20 protein-coding genes are annotated in these 20175 nt (G+C 67.4%); 18 read left to right on the forward strand and 2 right to left on the reverse strand.

The window, feature by feature from the left end; genetic code table 11:
- Positions 1 to 3: 3 nt before the first annotated feature.
- The 10 genes from ASC70_RS13965 to ASC70_RS14010 are packed head-to-tail and all read left to right on the forward strand — an operon-like array spanning position 4 to position 15406.
- On the forward strand, positions 4 to 639 hold the full coding sequence (locus ASC70_RS13965; RefSeq protein ID WP_056051048.1) for a hypothetical protein: 636 nt from the start codon (positions 4 to 6) through the stop codon (positions 637 to 639).
- Between the two features lie 35 nt (positions 640 to 674).
- On the forward strand, positions 675 to 5195 hold the full coding sequence (locus tag ASC70_RS13970; protein WP_056051051.1) for a tape measure protein: 4521 nt from the start codon (positions 675 to 677) through the stop codon (positions 5193 to 5195).
- Positions 5195 to 6082: a hypothetical protein gene (locus ASC70_RS13975; RefSeq protein ID WP_056051053.1), complete on the forward strand. Its 888-nt coding sequence runs from the start codon at positions 5195 to 5197 to the stop codon at positions 6080 to 6082. Before ASC70_RS13970 ends, ASC70_RS13975 begins: the two co-directional genes overlap by 1 nt.
- Positions 6083 to 6550: a hypothetical protein gene (locus ASC70_RS13980; RefSeq protein ID WP_056051055.1), complete on the forward strand. Its 468-nt coding sequence runs from the start codon at positions 6083 to 6085 to the stop codon at positions 6548 to 6550. It abuts the gene before it with no gap.
- A gap of 4 nt (positions 6551 to 6554) precedes the next feature.
- Complete coding sequence (locus ASC70_RS13985) at positions 6555 to 6974, forward strand: NlpC/P60 family protein (protein ID WP_056051056.1); 420 nt, start codon at positions 6555 to 6557, stop codon at positions 6972 to 6974.
- Positions 6961 to 11175, forward strand: coding sequence for a hypothetical protein (locus tag ASC70_RS13990; protein ID WP_056051058.1), 4215 nt, complete (start codon positions 6961 to 6963; stop codon positions 11173 to 11175). The genes ASC70_RS13985 and ASC70_RS13990 overlap by 14 nt, the downstream gene beginning before the upstream one ends.
- Positions 11175 to 11426, forward strand: a complete 252-nt coding sequence (locus ASC70_RS13995; RefSeq protein WP_056051060.1) for a hypothetical protein — start codon at positions 11175 to 11177, stop codon at positions 11424 to 11426. The genes ASC70_RS13990 and ASC70_RS13995 overlap by 1 nt, the downstream gene beginning before the upstream one ends.
- Before the next feature lie 18 nt (positions 11427 to 11444).
- Positions 11445 to 11726, forward strand: a complete 282-nt coding sequence (locus ASC70_RS14000; protein ID WP_056051061.1) for a hypothetical protein — start codon at positions 11445 to 11447, stop codon at positions 11724 to 11726.
- A gap of 3 nt (positions 11727 to 11729) precedes the next feature.
- Positions 11730 to 14621 carry a hypothetical protein gene (locus tag ASC70_RS14005; protein WP_056051062.1) on the forward strand — a complete coding sequence of 964 codons (2892 nt, stop codon included), beginning with the start codon at positions 11730 to 11732 and terminating at the stop codon, positions 14619 to 14621.
- An 11-nt stretch (positions 14622 to 14632) separates the two neighbouring features.
- The gene (locus tag ASC70_RS14010; protein ID WP_056051064.1) at positions 14633 to 15406 is read left to right on the forward strand and encodes a hypothetical protein; all 774 of its coding nucleotides are present in this window, start codon (positions 14633 to 14635) and stop codon (positions 15404 to 15406) included.
- A gap of 244 nt (positions 15407 to 15650) precedes the next feature.
- Here the strand turns inward: ASC70_RS14010 and ASC70_RS25010 are convergent, their stop codons facing one another.
- Positions 15651 to 15821: a hypothetical protein gene (locus tag ASC70_RS25010; protein WP_156396216.1), complete on the reverse strand. Its 171-nt coding sequence runs from the start codon at positions 15819 to 15821 to the stop codon at positions 15651 to 15653.
- 112 nt (positions 15822 to 15933) lie between these two features.
- Between ASC70_RS25010 and ASC70_RS14015 the strand changes: the two genes are divergently transcribed.
- From ASC70_RS14015 to ASC70_RS14045, 8 genes are all read left to right on the forward strand, one after another.
- Positions 15934 to 16311 carry a hypothetical protein gene (locus ASC70_RS14015; protein WP_056051066.1) on the forward strand — a complete coding sequence of 126 codons (378 nt, stop codon included), beginning with the start codon at positions 15934 to 15936 and terminating at the stop codon, positions 16309 to 16311.
- A 3-nt stretch (positions 16312 to 16314) separates the two neighbouring features.
- The gene (locus tag ASC70_RS14020; protein ID WP_056051067.1) at positions 16315 to 16626 is read left to right on the forward strand and encodes a hypothetical protein; all 312 of its coding nucleotides are present in this window, start codon (positions 16315 to 16317) and stop codon (positions 16624 to 16626) included.
- 37 nt (positions 16627 to 16663) lie between these two features.
- Positions 16664 to 17158, forward strand: a complete 495-nt coding sequence (locus tag ASC70_RS14025) for a TIGR02594 family protein (protein WP_056051070.1) — start codon at positions 16664 to 16666, stop codon at positions 17156 to 17158.
- A 4-nt stretch (positions 17159 to 17162) separates the two neighbouring features.
- Positions 17163 to 17804: a hypothetical protein gene (locus ASC70_RS14030; RefSeq protein ID WP_056051071.1), complete on the forward strand. Its 642-nt coding sequence runs from the start codon at positions 17163 to 17165 to the stop codon at positions 17802 to 17804.
- A gap of 38 nt (positions 17805 to 17842) precedes the next feature.
- Entirely contained in the window at positions 17843 to 18010 is a 168-nt protein-coding gene (locus tag ASC70_RS25015) for a hypothetical protein (protein WP_156396217.1), read from the forward strand.
- Entirely contained in the window at positions 18007 to 18399 is a 393-nt protein-coding gene (locus ASC70_RS14035) for a hypothetical protein (RefSeq protein WP_056051073.1), read from the forward strand. Before ASC70_RS25015 ends, ASC70_RS14035 begins: the two co-directional genes overlap by 4 nt.
- Positions 18400 to 18436: 37 nt before the next feature.
- The gene (locus tag ASC70_RS14040) at positions 18437 to 18640 is read left to right on the forward strand and encodes a hypothetical protein (RefSeq protein ID WP_056051077.1); all 204 of its coding nucleotides are present in this window, start codon (positions 18437 to 18439) and stop codon (positions 18638 to 18640) included.
- Positions 18641 to 18779: 139 nt separating this feature from the next.
- Positions 18780 to 18971 (forward strand): hypothetical protein, encoded by a 192-nt coding sequence (locus ASC70_RS14045; RefSeq protein ID WP_056051080.1) that lies wholly within the window; start codon positions 18780 to 18782, stop codon positions 18969 to 18971.
- Positions 18972 to 18984: 13 nt separating this feature from the next.
- Here ASC70_RS14045 and ASC70_RS14050 read toward each other — a convergent pair whose 3' ends face one another.
- Complete coding sequence (locus ASC70_RS14050) at positions 18985 to 20175, reverse strand: DUF6161 domain-containing protein (protein ID WP_056051081.1); 1191 nt, start codon at positions 20173 to 20175, stop codon at positions 18985 to 18987.

Consider the following 20175-nt stretch of genomic DNA (forward strand, 5'->3'; position numbering starts at 1 on the left):
CCGATGTACGGGATGAGCGTGCGGGGCGACGACCTGGCGTCGTTCGTTCGCGGCACGATGGAAGACAGCGCGGCGGCCGCCGAGGCTGTTCCGCGCATCTCCGCCTTCCGCTCGGCGCGCGACTGGCGCGGCCAGATCCGCCGGGGGTTCAAGTCCGGCCGGTTGTTCCAGAACCGCGGCTGGATGAAGGGCGTCGTCGTCCGGAAGATCGGGCGGGGCACGTACGAGGTCTCGGACAAGGCCCGCTACAGCAAGGGCCGCACGGCCCGGGTGGCGCTGTCCTGGGTGTTCGACAACGCGCCGACCATCCGGGGCCGCAAGGGCTGGGTGGCCGTGCCGATCGAAGGCCGCGCGCCGGTCGCCCCCAGCGGGCGCCGGTACATGTGGCCCAGCGAGGCGGCCGCCGCCGGGTGGGAGCTGGAAATCGCTCCGGTCATGGGCAAGCGCTACAAGCTGATTCTGGGTCGCCGGGGTCCGCGCGATCCCTGGACCCCGCTCTGGTACTACATCCCGCCCTATCGGGCCCGGAAGGGCCTGGACCTGGACGCGATCCATCGCCGCCACGGCGACGTCCAGGACGAGGTGTGGGGCGAGGAATTCGACAAGCGGTCGGCCAAGCGCGCCCGCCGCCGTCTCTAACGATCACAACACTCTAGCTGAGGAACTTCACGGTCATGGCGACGCGTGAGAGCAAGATCGTCTATTCCGAATCCGGAACCCAACAGACGACCGCGCGCGTCATCAGCCTGACCCAGGCGCTGGACACCCAGACCCGCAAGCAGCGCGAACTGGTGGCGCTTATGCCGAAGTCCACGGCCGGGATCGGCCTGGTCGGTTCGGTGTCGCAGAGCGCCAGCGCCAAGATCACCAGCCTGACCAACACCATCGGCCCGTTGGGCGCGGGCCTGGGCGCCATCGCACGTTCGGCCAACCCCGCCGCTCAGGGCCTGCTGGCCTGGGCCTCGGCCGCCGAGAAGGCCAGCACGGTCTCGCGGATCATGAACGCGACCCTCAACGCCGGCGTCATCGGGTCGATCGCGGCCGGCGCGGTGCTGACGGCCTATGCCGACGACGTCCTGCGGGCGGCCGACAGCTATTCGACCCTGCACGCCAGGATCCGCACTTTCTCGGACGGCCAGATCGCCGCCGCCCAGAACGAACGCGCCATCTATCAGGCGTCCAAGGACAGCCGCGTCGCGGTCGCCGACCTGACGACCCTCTACACGCGTCTCGCGCCGGCGGTGAAGGACTATGGCCGCAGCCAGCAAGACGCCCTGACGATCACCCAGCTGACCAGCAAAGCGCTGGCCATCCAAGGCGCCGACGTCCGCGAGCAGGCCGCCGCCACGGTACAGTTCAGCCAGGCCATCGCCTCCGGCGTGTTGCGCGGCGACGAACTGCGCAGCTTGCTCGAAAGCTCGCCCCAGCTGCTGCGCTATGTCGCCCAGAACCTGGAGGTGAACGGCAAGGTCGGCGTCGCCTTCTCGTCGCTGCGAAAGCTGGGCGAGGCTGGCGCGCTGACGACCGACAAGCTGATCTCGGCCCTTCTCAAGGCGCAACCGGCTATCGAACGCGACTTCATCAACGCCCCCAAGACCGCCCAGCAGGGCTGGATCGTGATGAAGGACGAGATCACGCGGGTGATCGGCACGCTCGACAAGACGGTCGGCGGCCAAAAGGCGGTGGTCGACTGGCTGGGCCGGATGTCGAGCGAGGCCGAGGCCTGGCGCCAGAAGATGCTGCTCGACCCCCACGCCCTCGACGGCCTGAAGCAGGCCGGCGACTTCGTCGGCGGCGCCGTCGGGTCGATCGCCACGTTGGGCAAGGTGGCAGCCGAGAACTTCGACATGATCGTCTCGGCCGGCGAGGCGGTGCTGGCCCTGAAGCTGGGCTCGGTGATCTCCACATGGTTCGTGGCGGCCGCCCAGGCCTCGCGCGGCGCCATCGCTGACCTGCAAGAGTTCCAGAAGACGGCCCGCTTCCAGGCCGGCGCCGTGCAGCAACCGGTTCTGGCCCAAGCGGCCGTCGCCGCGCGGTCGGGAGCCGTGGCCGCCGATATCACCGCCACCGACCGAGCGGCGGCCGCCGACCTGGCCAAGGCGCGCGCGACCGGCGTCCGCAGCGCCGCCGACAAGGCGGCCGCTGTGGCCGAGGCCGCGCGCCGCACCGAAGCCGAGGCGCAGACCCGCGCCCAGGCGGCGCTAGCGAAGGTTGAGACGGACGTTGGCCGTGACGTCGCTGCCGCGCAGCGCCTGAAGGGCGAGGCCGCCGAGATCCGCGCCCGCCTCGAGGAAGACGCAGCCCGGCGCAGCGCCGCCGCGGCGAAGTCCGCGAACGCCGCCGCCGCGTCGGGCGACCTGTCGAAGGCCGGTATCGGCACCGCGGGCACGTACTATGCTCGCCTGGCGCAGCAAGACGCCAAACAGGCGATGCTGCTGACCGACGAGCAGCGCGCCCAGCAACTGGCGCGGTTGCGCGAAATCGAGGTCGCCGAAGGCCGCGCGGCCGCCACGGTTGCCGCCGCCGAGGAGCGCAAGGCTGTGGCCGTCACGGTCGCCGAGGCAGAAATCGCGTCGGCCCGAACCGCCACCGTCGCGCGGGCGACCGCCGAGGCCGAAGCGTCGGCCCTGGTGGCGGCCGCCGAGCGCGCGGAGACCCAGGCCAAAGGGGCCAACGTCGCCGCCACGAACGCCGCCGCCGCCGCCGCAACGCGCAACGCCGTGGCTCAGGAAGCCGAAGCCCTCGTCAGCGCCAACGTCACGCGGAGCATGGTCTTCCAACAGGTCGCGATGAAGACCTTGACGGGCCTCTACAACCTGCTGGGCGGCGGCATTGGGATCGCGACCTTGGCGATCGGTGGTCTGATCTGGGCCTTCATCGAAGCCGACAAGGCGGTCAAGGCCCATTACAGCGCGCTGCGCGACACGGTCGACATCACCGATCGGCTTCGGGCAGCCACGGATTCGATGGCCGCTGCTACTTGGGCGGAGATCCCAGGCATCCTCGCCAAGACCAAGGCGCTTCGGGATCAGGCGGCGGCGCAGGAGAAGGTCATCGCGACCCAACTTCGCACCAAGGAAGCCGAGCTTGCGGCGGTCAAGGAACAGTTGAAATCGCCTGGCACGGGCGAGGCCGCGCAGGGATTGCTGAACGCGGCGGCCCGGCTTGAGCGCGAAGTGACGGCGCTCAGCGGAATCGCCGGCGGGGCCAAGGTGCGCGCTTCGGCGGCCCAGGACTCGGCCTACCGCGACGGCATCATCGCCGCCGCCAAGGAAAAGGCGGACGCCCAGTCGCAGATCACGCGGGGCACGGACGCTGCCGGACGGCCCCTGACCGCTGACCGCAAAGACCAGCTGCAATCGGTCGTCGACGCCAAGACCAAATATCTGCAGGCGCAGGTCGACAAGGTTACGGCGGACATCGCCATCGTCGACGCCAAGATCAAGACCGCCAACGCCCAGGACCGGGTAGGGCTTGGGTCGCTCCGGACGCAGCTGGGCAAGACCTTGGCCGACGCTTCAGAGGGGCTGCTGTCCGGCGCGCCCGGCACGCCGACAACGGTGACGCCGAAGGCGAAAAAGGTAGCGGTGCCGGGCGGCGTGTCGGCCGCCTATGAAGACCTGCTGAAGTCGGGCTTCCTCAACCTGACCGGCGGGAAAGGCTTCGCGGCCTCGGACGGCAAGGTGACGCTGAATGGCCAGCAGGTGTCGGCGCGGTCGGAGGACGAGGCCACGGCGCTCGCCAAATACGTTCGGGTCGTGGAGAGCCTGAACGACGCGACCGACGCGCAGCTGAAGAAGAAGGCTGACCAGCTTGGCGTATCGGTCAAGTCCCGCGAGGAGCTGAAGCTGGCGGCCGGCGCCATGCTGGCGCAGGAACTAGCGACCAGCACGGCCGCGCGCGCTGGCGAACGCTGGAGCGACATACAGGACGAGATCGAGGGCAAGTCCCGCGCGGTGACGAAGGCCGAGAAGGACTTGGCCGACATGATCCGGGACGGTCTCCAGCCCAAACAGGCTGACGTCGATAAGTACAAGGCCTGGATCGCCGCCAAGGAAAAGGCCGCGAAGCTGGCCGAGCAGCTGCAGCTGGCCCAGCCGGTGGTGCAGCGCGGGTTCGAGAACGCGCTGGCCGGCACGGTGAAGCCGACGGACTCGCGCGGCGTCGTCGATCAGGTGGCCGCCGTGCGCCAGGTGGAGGACGCGAAGGCTGCCGTCCTGCTGGACGCGCAGCGCGCTGTCGACGAGGAGATCGAACGTCGGCGCAAGACCGGGCAGGTCAACGAAGTCGAGCTGCAGCGCCAGCGGGCCGACATGCTGGCCGGCTACCAGGTGGCCGCGGAGATCGAAGCCCAGGACAAGATCGTCGAGATCAAGCGCCAGGCGCTCCAGGAAAGCGCTCAGGCGGCGGAGCAGCAGGCCCAGGAATCGGCCGACGCGATCGTCGGCGCGCTGAAGGATGTCACCTTTGGTGGTGATCTCGCCGATGTCGGCAAGCGGCTAGGGATGGACCTGCTGTCGGCGATCTATGACGAGCTGCTGGGAAATCCGCTCCGCTTGCTGATCAAGAACGCGATCCACGACCTCATGTCCTCCCCCGCCGCCGGGAGCGGTGGTGGGCTCTGGAAGCGGCTGCTGAACGTGGGGATCTCGGCGGCGAAGAGCTTCGGCCCCGCCGGAGCGACGCCGGGGGTCAGCATCGGCCCGGGGACTTCGCTAGCCGCCGACGGCCGCATCCCTGGCTTCGCGGACGGCCGCATGGACGGGCCGATCTTCCGGGGGCGCGGTGGTCCGCGGGGCGACGACAACGTGGTGCGGATCAGCGATGAGGAGGCGATCATCAACGCCAAGTCGACGCGGATCTATTCGCGGATCCTGCGCGAGATCAACGAGGGGACCTATAACCCCTATCCGAACATGCGCTACCTGGACGCGCCGGGCCACGCCAGCGGCTACATGCCGACCTCGGCGCCGATGTCGCACATGCCGGCCACGTCGGTCACGCGGCGCGAAGGCGACGTGATCCTGAACAACAACACCGGCCAGGCCATGACGGCGACCCGGAACACCGACCGGGACGGCAACACCCACATCGACCTGCGACCGCTGGCCGACCAGATGGCCGGCAGCGCCGGGCGCTCTGGCGCCCTGCGGCGCGGTCTCGACCAGTCTCCACGTCCGACGAAGAGGGCCTGATGGCCGGCAACGACCTGACGAACGCCAGTTTCCTCGACGGGACCGGCGGCTGGACCGCCGTGGGCGGCACGCTGAGCGTGGACGAGGGCCAGGCAGGCCGGGGCGGCAAGGGCCGCGCGGTCCTGGTCGCCTCGCGCGTCGCCACGAGCGGCGGCCAGACGGCCGGCGCTCGTAGCACCGGAGTCGCCGTGACCGCCGGCCAAACGCTGGAAGTGGCGGGCCTCTACGGCTCGACCGGCGCCAGCGTCGAGCTGGCCCTGGCCATCTACTCCGGCGTGACCCTGATCTCGCGGACTGTCCTGCCCAAGATCCGCAGCGCCGCCGGCGTCTGCCGCCAGGGCGCGCCCGAGCTGCTGAACGCGGCCTATGCCCTGATGGCCGCCCCCCAGACCGGCCTGGCCAGCGTCGAGGTGGTGGCGACGTCGGGAGGCGCCGGCGCGTTCGAAGCTTGGCTGAGCAAGCCGTACCTGGACGCCGTCTGGGAAGACCGGAAGGCCTATGTCTGGGATCCGGGCCTGTTCGCCAATCCAGACCTGTCGGCCATGCGCCGCTGGCCCGCGCACTTCCCGCCGATCCTCCTGGAGGGTTACGGCAACCAGAAGACCAAGATCCGCGAGGCATTCAGCGGCGACAGCGACCGCGAGGGCACCCTGCGCAAGGCTGGCCTGCCGGCGATCAACGTCACGGGCCGCATGCACATGACGTTGGCCCAATACGCCGACCTCGAGGACTTCCACACGGCTTCGGACGACCCGTTCCTGTTCGTGCGTCCGGAGACCGCCCAGCTCTGCCGGGCAACGTGGCGCGCTGACGGCAACCCCGACGACGAGCCGACGGGCGTGGGCACGGTCTACGGCATGATCGGCCTGCAGCTGGTGGTGCTGTAGATGGCGCTGACCGGAGACATGATCCGGGACCTCTATGCCGAGCAGGCCAAGCCCGGCGCGGTCCTGGTGCGCATCGAAGCCGAGGGGCTGCCCGAGCCGTTCCTGGCCACCAACTGGCCTGACGGTCTGCAGGCGGGCGACGACTTCTACCCTTACGTGCCGTTCAAGATGGACTGGCCGGGGAGCGGAGAGGGCGAGCCCAGCCGCGAGGCGAAGCTGGAGATCCACGCCAGCGGCGAGGCCGTCGAGCAGATCCGCCTGGCGACGGGCGGCCAGCCGATGGCGCAGATCGCCCGCGTCCGGACGGCGGCGCCCGACCATATCGAACGCGCCCTGAAGAACGCGATCATCAAGAGCGCCGAGGTGTCGGGCGGGACGATCAAGATCCCGATCACCGGCCGGGACTACGAGACCGAGCCGGCCGTGGCCGCCCGCTACACCATCAGCCGCACGCCAGGACTGTTCTGATCTCATGACCGAGGAAGACCGCGCCCTGCTGGCCAAGGCCGCGGGATACCTGGTCGTGCCCTATCGGCTGCACGGGGCGGGCGTAGGGGGCTGGGACTGCCTCGGCATGGTGCGGACCCTACGCCACGAGCTTTTCGGCCTCTCCACGCCCTACGGCGTCGGCTTCTACAGCCGCCAGGACGCCGACGACTACGAGCGCCGCGGGGCGCTGTTCGACGACGGCGTGAAGGCCTGGGCCCGGTGCGAGCCCGTACCCGGCGCGGTGGCGCTGTTCAACATTCTGGGCCGACCGGCCCACGTGGGTCTGCTGCTGACGCGGCGGATCTTCATCCACGCCCGGGACGAGTCGACCGGGACGGTTATCGAAGACATGGCCGGGTCATGGGCCCGGCGGCTTGTGGGGTATTTCGATGCGGGTCGTTGAGCGGTGCGACACGGCGGTCGGGCTGTTCATCGCCCGAGATCCGTCCGCGCCAGACCTGCGCTCGGTCGAGATCAAAGCCGGCGCCGATATCGCCGAGCTGATCGCCCATGCGGTGAACATCGGCGCGCTCGAGGCCGACGACCTGCCGGATCTGCGCGTCTATGTCGACGGCGAGGCGATCTCGTTCTCGAACTACGAGGAGCGGGCGGAGTCGCTGGACCTGGTCCCGCCGGCCGGCTCGCTGGTCAACCTGCAGGTCGAGCCCACGGGCGGGTCCAACAGCAGCGCCCGCCTGGCGCTGACCATCGTCCTGAGCGCGGTGGCGATCGTCTCGGCCTTCACCGTCGGCGCGTTCACCGCGGCGCTGTGGCAGCTGGGCGCGGCGATCGTCCCGCAGCTGATCTTCCCGATCCAGACGCCGGACCGCCTGGCAGGGCCGAACGACCAGGGCGGGCTCAACAGCGCCAGCAACACGATCCGCCGGCGCGGGCAGATGCCACTGATGCTGGGCGAGGGCCGCGTGACGCTGGACGTCGCGGCCCAGGCCTACAGCGTCAACCTCAACGGCGAGACCTGGCTGCACGTGATCATGGCGGGCCACTACGGCGCCTGCGACATGGCCGACGTGAAGATCGGCGAAACGCTGCTCGCCGACTATCCGGCCTCGGACATCCAGGTCGAGTACAAGCTGACCCCGGGCCCGCGCGAGTTCTCCTTCTACAACCAGTCGGTCAACCAGGAGAACCTGCAGGACGAGCTGGACCTGGGCGGTCCGGCCGAGGTCCACACCACGGCCGAACAGTGTGAGCGGGTCGAGATCGACCTGACCTGGCCGCAAGGCCTGCAGTTTCGCAAGGCCAACGGGTCCATCGTCCAGCAAGAGACGCGGGTCCTCGTCGAGTGGGCCCCGGTAGGGTCGGAGAGCTACACGCCCGCTCCCCTCGAGGGCGGCCCTTACTATGCTCGCTTGGGCGGCGTCCTGCCGGCGGGCACGATCGACGTCATAGCGCGGACCCAGGACCCGGTCCGCCGGACCCTGGCCTGGAACAAGGCCAACGCCGACCAGATCAAGATCCGGATCAGCGCCTGGGACCCGGACGGTGACGACGCCACCATGGCGACCCAGGCCACCTATTGGACGGCGTTGCGGTCGATCGTGAAGAAACCGCCGATCGTCGACCAGAACCTGGCCTGCATCGCGCTGCGCATCAAATCCTCGGACGACCTGGGCGGCACCCTGCCGACCGTGACCGCCAAGATCACGCCGCACGCGCCGGTCTACGACGCTGACACCCAGACCTGGGACGACGCGGTGGAGAACTGGGCGCCGACCGGCAACCCGGTCGCCCATGTCCGCATGCTGCTGCTCGGGCCCGGCGCCGCTAAGGCGGCCGATCCGGACGAGTGGGGCCCCGACTTCGGCGAGATGTACGAGTTGGTCGAGGAGCGCGGCTGGAAGGGCGGCTACATCCTGGCCACCGAGGCCTCGCAGAAGGACGCGCTGAAGATCCTGGGCGCCATAGGCCGGTTCTCGGCCTACGACGCGGGCGAGGGCCTGGTGCTGGTCCCCGACTGGGAAAAGCCGGTCGCACGTCAGCTGTTTGTCGGCCGCAACGTCCAGGACTTCACCTATACGCGGGACTTCAAGCAGGCCTGCCATGCGGTGGTCGTCGAATTCCAGAACATCGACGAGGGCGGCAAGCAGGACGAGGTCACGGTCTACAACACCGGCTTCACCGCCGAGACGGCGACCCTGCTGGAGACGATCCGGTTCGACTGGCAGATGACCGGCGAACGCGCCATCAAGGAAGGCTTCGTCTTCCTGGCCAAGCGTAACGTGCAGGTCGAAGCGTTCGAGTGGACCGCCGGCCCCAGCGCCATCGCCTCGTCCTACGGCGCGCGTGTTCACGTCCGCCACTACACCAGCCTGTACGGCGCGGGCGAGGGCAGGGTGCTGTTCTGCCATCGCGCCGGCGGCCTGGTCACGGGCGTGCGCCTCGACGACGAAGTCGAGATGGAAGAGGGGCTGAACTACGCCCTCGACGTCCAGCGCTACGACAAGCTGCTGAGCGGGATCATTCTGATCACAGCCCCCGGCCGCACGCGCGACCTTATGTTCCCGTCGCCCTTGCCGGTCGAGGACGCGCCGATGGCCGGCGACCTCGTCGCTTTCGGCAAGGTCGACGTAGTCACCGAGGACGTCGAGATCATCGACTTCGCCCCGTCGGGCGACCAGGTGCGAATCTCCGCCCGCAAGTACATCGGCCCGCTGTTGGTGGCGGCCGAGACTGGCGAGATCCCGGAGTTCACGACCAAGCTGACGCCGTCGGTCAAGGCGCCGAAGCCTCGGCTGATCGCGATCAACCAGGCCAACCCGGACGGGGTGAAGATCGCCTTCGACGTCGACGAGGTGCGCGGCGGCCTGATCGAAAGCTTCCCGATCCGCTGGCGGCGGTCGTCGACCAGCTCGGACGAAAATCCGTGGCAGGTGACGACGCCGGCGGCCGCCAACGCCCGCTTGGCTGTCACGCCGCCGTTCCCGGAAGCGGTGTCGGCCGGCCAGGACCCTGAAGCGGCCTACAAGGTCGACGTCGAGATCCGCACCAAGCTGCGCAACGGTGACGTCTCAAAGCCGTTGATCGTAGCCAACATCCAGGTCTCGCGCCTGGTGAACGCGCCCGGGCACTTCACCGCCAACGGCGTCAAGCGCACCGGCGCGGACGGCACCTCCTATCCGGCCCTAGCCGTCGCGGCGGACGCCATCGCCTCGGGCCTCGAGCAGGATTTGGTCGTCGAAATTCGTCCAGCCGGAGGGACTGACGCCGACTGGAAGAGCGCCGGTCAACCGCTGGCCGCGACCAATCCGAAGGGCGACTACGCGGCCGTGACCGGCGGAGCGCACCTGGACGTGCGCGCCCAGTGGCGGACCTCGGACAACTGGACCTCCGAGTGGGTCGTCCGGACCAACGTCGAGATCCCTTCTGGCGCCCTGACCGCGACGAATACTCTGAACATCGGCGAGTTCACGGCCGCTCAGATCAAATTCTACACCGAGCTGACCAATCTGGCCGACGGCAACGCCCGTGACGCCCTGCTGCGCGTCGCCGCGGCGATGGCCTCGGCGGCGACGCTCTACAACAATCTGCTCGAGCAGATCATGCCCGCCAGCGGCCGCCCGATCGGCGCGACGCTGGACGACCAGGTGCGCATCGTCGAGGACAACACCCAGACGATCATCGAACACCACATCGAGATGGTCGCTGGCTTCGATGCGCAGACGGCCGCGCTGCAGATTGAAATGCTGGTTCGCGCGGCCGCGGATAGCGCGCTGTCGGTCTATCAGATCGACCTCGCGGCGATGGTGGCGGCCAACTACGCCACCCTCACCAGCCAGCTCTCGACCCTGACCACCAATCTCAGCTCCACGGCCTCGGCGCTGACGATCTTGACCACCAACTTCAACAACAACGTCACGACCGTCAGCGCCCAACTGACCGCGCTGTCGAACGCCGACTACACCATGGGGATCAGCATCTCGACGCTGACCTCGACGACCGGCAGCCTGACGTCGTCGGTGAGCATCATCAGCACCACCTTGTCCACGCTCGGCGGGCAAGTGGGCGCGGCCTTCGGCGTACGGCTGTCCGCCGGCAACAAGATCACGGGCTTCAGGGGGATCAACAACGGGATCGAAGGTGGTTTCATCTTCGATGTCGACTACTTCGGGATCGCGACCGGTCTGAGCACGACGTACCCGTTCTTCGTCTCGGGCTCGACCGTCTACATGACCAACGTGGTGATCAGCGGCTCGCTGCTGGTCCTGGGCTCGGTCGACTTCGCTCAGCTGGCGACGCGAGCCGCGACGCAGACGTCGCGCTCAGAGGCGTCCAGCACGCTAAATGGCACAGGCAGCCTCCAGACGGTCTTCTCGCACTACGTCCAGATGGACAAGCCCGGAACCGTCGCGGTCGCGGGCGCCATCTCGCAGCACTTTCCCAGCGGCAACCAGAACTGGGAATTCCAGCTCTACATCGACGGGGAGCTGAAATACCGAACGTACGGCGCTAACGGCCAGGACTCGATCCCCATCCTCGGGTCCAAGGAGTGCTCTGACGGCTACCGGTTGGTCGAGCTGCTTTGGAACGCGCACACCAGCGTCAACATCGACTACCGCAACATGACATCGACGGGGACGTGGTGATGAAGGAGCCGATCCCCGCGGTGATCTATGAAGCGCTTCCGAACGATCCGACCAGCGGCCGCATCCTGTGGGCCACCCAGGCCCCGCCGGGAGCGCTGATGCTGGAAACGCGGCCATGGATCGCGACCGACCTCTACGACGCGCAGGTCGACCAGACGCACAAGGTTGAGGCCGGCCGTCTCGTCCAGACCCACCAGTGGGTCTTGGATGAACAGGGGCGGCGCCTGCGCGTCGAACCTCTCGAACCCTAGTCTTCAAAGGACATCGCTATGACCAAGACCACGACGGCCGCTCCGGCCGGCGATCCCCTTGACGTGCTCGCCGCGGCCCGGAAGGCCATGGCCCAGGCCGCCTTTCCGACCCTGAAGGCGGTGCTCGAGAAGGCCGAGGACATCCCGGTCGGCAAACTCACCGACGTATTGGGCATGTTGCTCCCGGCCATGCCGGAGGGGCAGGTGAAGATGGCGCTCACCCTGATGTCGCATCAGATGCCGAGCCTGCCGCAACTGCTGAAGCAGGGCCTTGCCGAAGCTGAAAAGGCGGACGCTTAAGCCATGGCCCTGGGGATCGCGGACTTCACGGCGCAACTGGCCGCTCTCCAGGCCCAGTTCAAGGCCGGCACGATCGACGAAGACGGTCTGAGCGACGGCCTGCGCGATCTGTGGACGGCGTCGGAGAACATTCCGGCGCTGTTCGACCAGATGCAGCAGGTCATCGCGATCAGGGCGACGATCCTGACGTCGCTCCAAGCGGCTCTGAACTTGAAGGGTGAAGTCGCGAGCGTAAGCGCCCTGCCGGCGGTAGCGCCCGACGGCGACACGTATCAATTGGTGAACGCCGCTGATCCGCAGGACGGCTTTCTCTATCGACGGGTGGCCGGCGCATGGACAAACATTGGCCGTCTCCGTGGTGCGCGGGGAGCCAGCGCTTTCGACGTCGCGGTCGAGGTGGCTGAAGAGGCCGGGGAAGTGCCTCCAGCCGACGAAGAGGCCTGGATCGCATCACTGAAGCAGCCTGCGCTGGACGCCGCTGCGACAGCAGACGCAGCGGCGGAGAACGCCGACGCAAAGGCAGCCCTGGCCAATACGAAGGCTGGCCTCGCTAACGACGCGGCGACGACCGCCGACGAAGCGGCCGCCCTCGCCAACACTAAGGCCGGTTTGGCGAACGACAAAGCCGCCCTCGCGCAAGGGGTTGTCGATGCAGCGGCTACGCTCCTGGCAGCTAAGGACACTGCTGTGGTGGCCGCCGGCACCGCGACTGACAAGGCTGGCCAAGCCGCTGACGCTCGCGATGCAGCTCTCGCGGCGCAGAGCAACGGCACTGAAGCACTTGCCTCGCTGAACTTCCTCCTGCGGGGGATCGCTGGGCCCAACATCAGGATGGGCGACCCGGTCGGGAACTATATATTTGATCTGTCCCCGGACGGTCTCTTCGCGCGGCTGGTCGGCGGGTCTGTCACGGACGCGGCGTTCGACAGTGCGCTACTTGAAGACGTGCTGGCGCTGCGGACGCTCCGCCGCCTGATACGATACATTCCTGGGGCTGGCCTGGAGATCGGCGACCCGGTTGGGGCGTTCACCTTCCAGCTCGGTGCGGACGGCTCTCTGGTCCTGCCCGGCGCGTCGGTTGGCGCTGCAAATCTTCAGCTTGGGGCCGTGGGCGACGCCGCTCTGAACCCGGCACTGCTCGACGATATCCTGGCGATCCGCGCGCTGCGGACGTTGATCAAGGTGGTTCCTGGGGGGGGGCTCAAGATCGGCGATCCAGCCGGCGCCTTCACGTTCCAAATCGCCGCTGACGGAAGTCCGACCGCGTCGATCAGTGCGGGCGCTGTCGGCGATAGCGCGCTTTCGGCCGCGCTGTTTGAAGACATGTTGGCGCTGCGGGCGCTGCGCCAGATTGTGCGCTTCTCACCCTCGGATGGCCTGCAAATCGGGTCTCCCTCTGGTGACTTCACGATCAAGGCCGGGGCGGACGGGAAGCTCGTTTTCACGTTCGCGAACGGGACCGTTACGCGGTCGACCTTGGCGACGGATGTCGCGCCGTTCGTTCGCGAAAAGATCGCCAGTTCCGTGCCCGGCCTGGTCTACGCAAAGACCATCAGCACTAAGCGCCAGGTCGTCCGGGTGACCGGAGCTGGCGAGGCGACGATCTCCGACGGGACGGCGAACGACGACTATCCCCAAATGGTCGGCGAGGCCGTGCGTCTCACCTCCGACCGTGACGGCGGCACGGTTCGCGCAATGCGGATGAGCGTCGACGGCAAGAACCTGATCACTGAGCTTGGGTCGACCAAGGTCTACATCATCGTGGGTTATGGTCAGAGCCTGTCGATCGGCACGTCGAACTCCGCCCGTTTCGCGCTGACCACGGCCAACGCGGCATCGGGTGTGCTGATGTTCAACCGAGGTGTCCGGATCATTCCAGGCACGCCGGCCGTCACCGACGTCGTCAACGCGACAGACATCGACCACCTCGTGCCGCTGGCGGCGGGTCTGGACGGGTCCGCTTATGGGCAGACCCACGTCGAGAGCCTGGCCTACAAACTGTTCGCCGCCTCTAGCCTTCGGTGCATCGGCTTGGCGGCTGGCGTTGGCGGGCAGAGCTACACCTCCCTGAAGAAGGGAACGGTTCCGTACGCCAACATGATCGCCGCCGTTCAGCGCGCGCGAGACGTGTTGGCGGGCCTTGGCTACGACTGCGAAGTTGTCGTGACCTGGCAGCACGGGGAGGCGAATACCGGTACCTCGCGAGCCGTCTACAAGGGCTATCTCGCCGAGCTTTCGTCCGACTTGAACGCCGACATCAAGCCCATCACAGGTCAAGCCGCGGTTCACCTGTTCGGCGGCCAATCGCCTTCGCTCAGCCAATCCCAGGTCCCGTTGGCGCTGTGGGAGGCGGGGAAGGAAAATCCGCTCATCCATTGCGTCGGGCCGCTCTACCAATTTCCGCTATCCGACAGCCAGCACCCGACCTCGGTTGGCTACTATCACCTCGGTGAAGAGTACTGGAGGCCCTTCAAAGCCGTCGTCGTGGACGGCGGGACCTGGAAGCCGCTGCAACCGGTGTCGGCGACGCTCAGTGGATCTGACATCGACCTGCTGTTCGAGGGGCAAGTCGGCAACGTCGTGTTCGAGACGACTGACGTCGCGGCCATCACGAATTACGGCCTCGAATACTTCGACGCCTCGGGTTCGCCGCCGGCCATCTCTTCGGTCACCACGATCGCGGGCGGCGTGCGGGTCACGCTGTCCACCGCGCCCACGGGCTCGGGCAAGGTCTTGCGCGGGGCGTGGACAGCGCCAGGCGCGACCACGTCGCCTCAGAACTCCATCCCTGGGGCGAGAACGAACCTCGCTGACCAGGACACGCTCGTCTCTGGCTATACCGGTAGCAAGGCGCTGCCGAAGCGGTCGGTCATTTTTGAAATCCCCGTCACCTAGGAGCTGCTGACATGGGCCTTTATGTTGGAATTCCGGGCAGCGACTACGCTACCTCCCCGGCCAAGCAAGGTACGCAAACCTTTCCGAGCGACGATCCGCTGCCGTTCCTGGCGTTGCCGGGTCTGGTGAATTGGTGGCGTGGGGATGACGCGGTCCAGTTGTCTAGCGTCACCTCGGTCAAGGATAGGATCGCGGGCGTTTCCCTGGCCAGCATCAACTCGGCTCAGAGCCCGTCGCTGTCGACGGTGGGCGGGAAGCAAGGTCTGCTTTTCGCGGGCGCGCAGACGATGTCGGCCGCCGCTTCGGTCGTGAAGAACAGTGCCTATACCTGGGTGATCGTGCAGAAGGCGGCGGCGAGCCTCACCACGGGGGCCTATATCTTGACGGCCGGCACCGCTCCGACCGCCAATTGGTATCAGTGGGCCGACGGCCACACCTCGGCCCGAACCGCGTCGGGCACGCCCGGACAGCCCGCCAGCGACGCCGGCAAGGTCATTGCGAACGCGACCCAGATCATCGGCTTGAGTTTCGATTCCACGGGCGTGAAATACGGGTTCTCTTTCGATGGCGTGTTCAACAAGTCTGTCCCGATCACCTCGGGCCAGGCGGGGGCCGAGAGCGTAGCGACCTCGTTCAACTTCGGCGCCAGCAACCTGCTGGGCAATCCGTTCTCCGGGACAATCTTCGACATCTTCCAGTTCGATCGCGACTACCACGCCGCCGCGAGCGCGGCGTATTGGGCTTGGCTCGTGAGCAAGCTGAAGATCCGTTATGGGATCAGCTAGGGCGTCGCACGAGCCTGATGTTCACCCGCCCCTAAAGCGTCAACACTAGGAGCTAATACCGTGAAGACCGCCGACACTCCCGGACCTGCCGCGCAGCGTCATCCTGATGCCCATCGTGAGCGGGTTGACGTCATGGACTGCCTGCAAATCGGCGATGCAAAGGGCAATGTGACCATGCGCATCTGCGACTACCCGACCGCTAGCCTCCCGAGCAGCGCTCCCTTGGGCCGAATGTAACCTGACGCTAGGTCCAGGTTATCGTCGCGTCTTTTTCCTCATCCGTCAGCGGTGTGGAGACGGCGCGGAAGTACCAGCGAACGGCCTTGCCTATCGCGCCCAGAACCTTGCCGAGCGCGCCGGTGGCGCCCTGTTCGGGCGTCAAACCGCCGACGTCTTCGGTCGTAACTTCGCTCATAGCTCGCCCCCCGGGTTGCTAAGGCTCAGCTAACGCCTGGCGCGCAACTAAGGCAAGGCTTCATCTGAAGTACCATCCATCAAGTTTACATTCATTTGAGGAGGGGCGGCCGATGGCCGACAATACCGGGGACCCGCACCTGCTGGCGGTCCTGAGCAAGCTCGCGCCCATGACGCCGGGGGTCGCGGGCGCCGTCCTGTCCCTCGCGTTTGGCGAAAAGCTGACCGTCAGGGGCAAGACGATCAGCGTCGTCATAGGCCTGGCCAGCGCGCTGTGGATCGCGCCGGCCGTGATCGCCGTGCTCGCCGTACTGTGGCCGTGGGGCAAGTTTCCCGTCGAGCTGGGAAACGCGATCACGTTCCTGACCGGCCTGCTGGGCATGATCGCCCTGGCCGGTTTCGCCCAGGCCGTCGGCAAGTACGCCGGCGACCCCCTGAAGCTGATCAAGTTCGAGGTCGGCGGCCTGCGTATCGGCGGCGGGGAGGCGTGAGCCATGCTGGCCCAAATGATCTCCATACTGGCCGCGGCGATCCTGCTGCTGGCCATCGCCCTGCTGCTCCTCGGTTGGGGCGGTCTCCTGACCCTCTGCCAGCGGATCGGACTGGCCATGTTCGGCGCCGGCCTGGTCCTAGCGGCCATCCCGCGCTTCCAGGGCAGGCCGCCCGGCTGGGGTGATGTCCTCATGCTGAGCGGCCTGGTGCTCTACCTGGGCGCCACGTACGCCCCCAAGATCATCCAGCACGTCGACGGTCTCGACGGTAAGATCGACGGCCGGTTCGGCCGCCCGCGTCAGCCCCGCGCTTAGGGCCAACCCAACCCACATCGCTAGAAGGATCGAAGTCATGGCCGAAGCGCCTTGGCTCGCGGTCGCGCGCGCCCTGATCGGCACGCGCGAAACCCCCGGGCCCGCCAACAACCCGAAGATCATGGACTGGGCCAACAAGCTCGGCGGGAAGAAGCTGGGCGTCGCGTACGCCGGCGACGCCGTCCCGTGGTGCGGCCTGTTCGCGGCCCACTGCGTCAACGCGGTCGGTCTGGCCTTGCCGCCGATCGCCGTTCGGGCCTCGGCTTGGTCGAGCTGGGGCCTGCGCGTCACGCCCTGTGTCGGCGCGATCCTGGTCTTCACGCGCGAGGGCGGTGGTCACGTCGGCTTCTATGTCGGCGAGGACGAGACCCACTTCCTGGTCCTGGGCGGCAACCAGGGCGACCAGGTGTCGATCGTCAAGATCGCCAAGGATCGCCTGAGCGCCTGTCGCTGGCCCGGCGGCGTGCCGCTGACCGGCAAGCCCTTCCGGGTCACCGCCAGCGGCGCGGCTATCAGCGGGAACGAGGCCTGACGCCATGACCAAGGTCTTCTTCTGCGAGCCGACCGACCAGGTCTTCACCAAGCTGCGGGTCTACGAGAGCTGCGACGGCGACATGCCGCCGTGTCCTCTGTTCCCCGGACAATACAGTCGCCACGACGCCTCGAGCGATCGGGTGGCGGTGATCACCATCCCGGCCGAGGAGGTGATCCCGGCCAGTGGCTCCACAGGCGAGTATGCCGGCGACGAGCGCTGGCCGACCGCCTGCGGATGCGGCCACGTGTTCGGGTCCGGTGCGAACCGCAGCGTGCACCATCAGCGGCTGGTCCGACGCACCGACACGGGCGAGGCGTTCGAAGGCTATCAGGCCCTCCCGGTGGGAGCGGTCTGGAACGCCTTCTGGATGGTCGAGGGTCGCCGCGGCGACTGGGTCGGCCCCGACGGCAGGTCGCTGGTCTGCAGGCTGCCCGACGGCTCGGTGTGGATGATCGACAGCCGAGCGTCGAACTGCACCATGCCGGACGACGACGTGCACAAGTGCTGGGTGCGGCACGGTCGGCCGGAAGACGGCGACCTGCACGTCGACAAGGCGGGTCACACCTGCGCGGCAGGCGCCGGGTCGATCGCCACCCCCACCTGGCACGGCTTCCTGCACCACGGTCAGCTCACCGTCTGCTGACCCGCGTCCCTTCCACGACAACCTGAGAGGACAGTCACATGAAAAGTGGAGAGAAGTCGGCCGTCGGCGTGCTCGCCGGCCTGGCCTGCGTCGTCCTGGCCGTGCTCGGCCTGACCGTGCTCGGCCTGACCGGCGCGCTCTATGGCAAGCCGGGGCCGGCCTACGCCACGCCCATCGGCTACCAGGGCGAAGCGGGCCCGACATGAGCGGCCCGACCGGCGCCGCGCTGAAGATCTGCACCGCCTTGGCGGTGGTCGCTCTGGTGCTGATCGGCGCCGGCGCGGCCATCGACTGGGTCAAGCACCCTTTCGGCCTGGGCAGGAACGCCCTGCCGGCCGCCCGCGCCGAGGCGAAGGTCAATGGCCAGCAGGCCCAGATCAACGCCGACGGGGCAGCCATCAACGACTCGCGGGCAGGCAACATCGCCCGCATCCACCAAACCGCCCAGGAGGCCCGCCATGCGGTCCAGCAGACTGCTGACTACGACGTTCGGCTGCGTCGCTATCTCGATGGCCTTGACGGCGTGCGAAACGACGGCGCCGCCCCGATCGCCGCAGATCCTGCTGACGGCGGGGGACACGACCCGATCCGCTGACCCGGAGAAGCCCGCTTTCCCGCCGCTGGAGCCCGTGTTGGACGCCTCGGCGAAGGCGGAGCGCGACTATCTGTTCCGGGCCGTCATCGGGCCGCTCCTGGACTTCAGCCTGGCCCAGGAAGCGGTCAAGCAGGCCGAAGGACAGCGAGCCGACGGTGTCGTCGCGAAGGTGTTGGCGTTCAACGCGGTCGTGGAGCGGAAGAGACGCCGCTGGTGGCCCTTCGCCCGCGACAAGCCGTAGAGCGGCCTCCACGGCGATCTATTCTGCCCAGGCGGTGGTCTGGGATCACAACGCACAGCGCCCCCGGCTTCGGCCGGGGGCGCTTTTGTCGTTTGTGGGCTACGGCCCTATATCCAAGATGAAAGGGAGGCCGACCACCATGCGCGACAGTTGGAGCTACATCACCGAGGTGTCCGACAACTACATCCTCGACTGCTATCTGGCGATCCGGCGAGAGCTGGGCGTGGACCCCGCCAATGTTCGTGAACATCCGGACTTCAGGGAGTGGGCAAGCGCCCTCGAGGCGGAGATGGATAAGCGAGGCGTCGACTACGTCCGGGTCGTGTTCTAGCGGCCAAGCGGAGCTATCGCGTCGGCGTCGGCATGCCGATCTTGGAAAGGGCGACGATTGCGTTCAAGTCCGGCGGACCGTCGTCCTTCACTACGCCGTCGACAGAGGGCCGGAACAGCGCCTGCAGGATGATGGCCCGGTCGGTCGACTCCAGCGAGCCCTTCTGGATCAGCGCCAGGTAGGCGTTGGCCATGACGGCCCGTTCGTCGGCGTCCGTTCGCAGGTGGTGCTCGCTGAGATAGAGGCGCGTCAGGATGCGTGCGATCCACAGCAGCAGGGCGGCGAACAGCGTCAGCCCAGCACCCACCACGATCAGAACCGGCGTCGGCACGGTGATCAGCTCGTGGAGCTTGTCGGCCGCCTGGTAGAAGACGAACAGGATCGCGACGGCCGCGCCGGCGAAGTAGAACCGCAGCATGCGTAGGTGCTGAGCCTCTTTCGCCTTGTGGATGCGAGACTTGCGTTTCCAGTACGTCACCGGAGCCTCGAGCCCGAGCTTTTCGGCATAGGCTAGCTCGGTGGTGTCGATGCGCAGGATGGCCTCGTCGACCCTGACCTTCATCTCGGTCCAGGCATCTTCCTTCGAAGCGATCGCCGCCTTGGCCTGGGAGATCACTATGCGGATGGTTTCGTTGGCCAGCTTCTTCCTGGAATTCAGCACCTTGCCAAAATGCTCGACCAGGGCCTTCTCCGTGACCTCGAACCGGCGTGTCAGCTCGCCCATGGTTCGGCGCGACTGGGTTCTTTCGGCGGATAGATCCTTGATCAGCTGGTCGACGGGAACACGAGCAGGGTAGGCGAAGGCCATGATCCCCCGCAGCGCCGCCATGCCGCGTATCTCACCGAAGCTCACGAACTGACGGTAGTAGGCGTAGGCGGCGACGGCCGCCTCATCGCCTTCGCTACGGCGTATTTCCAGGATCCGGCGCCCTTCGTCGCTACCGGAATAGACGAGCGGCCCGCTATGAAAGCGCGACTCCACCTGCGGCGTAATCACATGGAGCGGTTGTCCGTTCTGGGCGTTGCGCAACACCTCGTTGTTCAGCTCGTGGAACATCTGCGAGGCGGCGTTCCACGCGCTTTGCGTCAGGCCGCGACCGTTCATCCAGTCCCATTGAGTCCGTTCCGCCTCGAGCCAGGCGCCCAGCTTCTGATGATCGTCGAACGGGATGCTGACGTCGCCGACAGTGAGTAGGGTGGACAT

Origin of the sequence: Caulobacter sp. Root343, from assembly GCF_001425745.1 — a bacterium.
Classification (GTDB): Bacteria; Pseudomonadota; Alphaproteobacteria; order Caulobacterales; family Caulobacteraceae; genus Caulobacter.

Bases quoted from the DNA above. Each gene is read 5' to 3' on its own strand.
- ASC70_RS13965 (WP_056051048.1), top strand. From the start codon at position 4: ATGTACGGGATGAGCGTGCGGGGCGACGACCTGGCGTCGTTCGTTCGC.
- ASC70_RS13970 (WP_056051051.1), top strand. From the start codon at position 675: ATGGCGACGCGTGAGAGCAAGATCGTCTATTCCGAATCCGGAACCCAA.
- ASC70_RS13975 (WP_056051053.1), top strand. From the start codon at position 5,195: ATGGCCGGCAACGACCTGACGAACGCCAGTTTCCTCGACGGGACCGGC.
- ASC70_RS13980 (WP_056051055.1), top strand. From the start codon at position 6,083: ATGGCGCTGACCGGAGACATGATCCGGGACCTCTATGCCGAGCAGGCC.
- ASC70_RS13985 (WP_056051056.1), top strand. From the start codon at position 6,555: ATGACCGAGGAAGACCGCGCCCTGCTGGCCAAGGCCGCGGGATACCTG.
- ASC70_RS13990 (WP_056051058.1), top strand. From the start codon at position 6,961: ATGCGGGTCGTTGAGCGGTGCGACACGGCGGTCGGGCTGTTCATCGCC.
- ASC70_RS13995 (WP_056051060.1), top strand. From the start codon at position 11,175: ATGAAGGAGCCGATCCCCGCGGTGATCTATGAAGCGCTTCCGAACGAT.
- ASC70_RS14000 (WP_056051061.1), top strand. From the start codon at position 11,445: ATGACCAAGACCACGACGGCCGCTCCGGCCGGCGATCCCCTTGACGTG.
- ASC70_RS14005 (WP_056051062.1), top strand. From the start codon at position 11,730: ATGGCCCTGGGGATCGCGGACTTCACGGCGCAACTGGCCGCTCTCCAG.
- ASC70_RS14010 (WP_056051064.1), top strand. From the start codon at position 14,633: ATGGGCCTTTATGTTGGAATTCCGGGCAGCGACTACGCTACCTCCCCG.
- ASC70_RS25010 (WP_156396216.1), bottom strand. From the start codon at position 15,821: ATGAGCGAAGTTACGACCGAAGACGTCGGCGGTTTGACGCCCGAACAG.
- ASC70_RS14015 (WP_056051066.1), top strand. From the start codon at position 15,934: ATGGCCGACAATACCGGGGACCCGCACCTGCTGGCGGTCCTGAGCAAG.
- ASC70_RS14020 (WP_056051067.1), top strand. From the start codon at position 16,315: ATGCTGGCCCAAATGATCTCCATACTGGCCGCGGCGATCCTGCTGCTG.
- ASC70_RS14025 (WP_056051070.1), top strand. From the start codon at position 16,664: ATGGCCGAAGCGCCTTGGCTCGCGGTCGCGCGCGCCCTGATCGGCACG.
- ASC70_RS14030 (WP_056051071.1), top strand. From the start codon at position 17,163: ATGACCAAGGTCTTCTTCTGCGAGCCGACCGACCAGGTCTTCACCAAG.
- ASC70_RS25015 (WP_156396217.1), top strand. From the start codon at position 17,843: ATGAAAAGTGGAGAGAAGTCGGCCGTCGGCGTGCTCGCCGGCCTGGCC.
- ASC70_RS14035 (WP_056051073.1), top strand. From the start codon at position 18,007: ATGAGCGGCCCGACCGGCGCCGCGCTGAAGATCTGCACCGCCTTGGCG.
- ASC70_RS14045 (WP_056051080.1), top strand. From the start codon at position 18,780: ATGCGCGACAGTTGGAGCTACATCACCGAGGTGTCCGACAACTACATC.
- ASC70_RS14050 (WP_056051081.1), bottom strand. From the start codon at position 20,175: ATGTCCACCCTACTCACTGTCGGCGACGTCAGCATCCCGTTCGACGAT.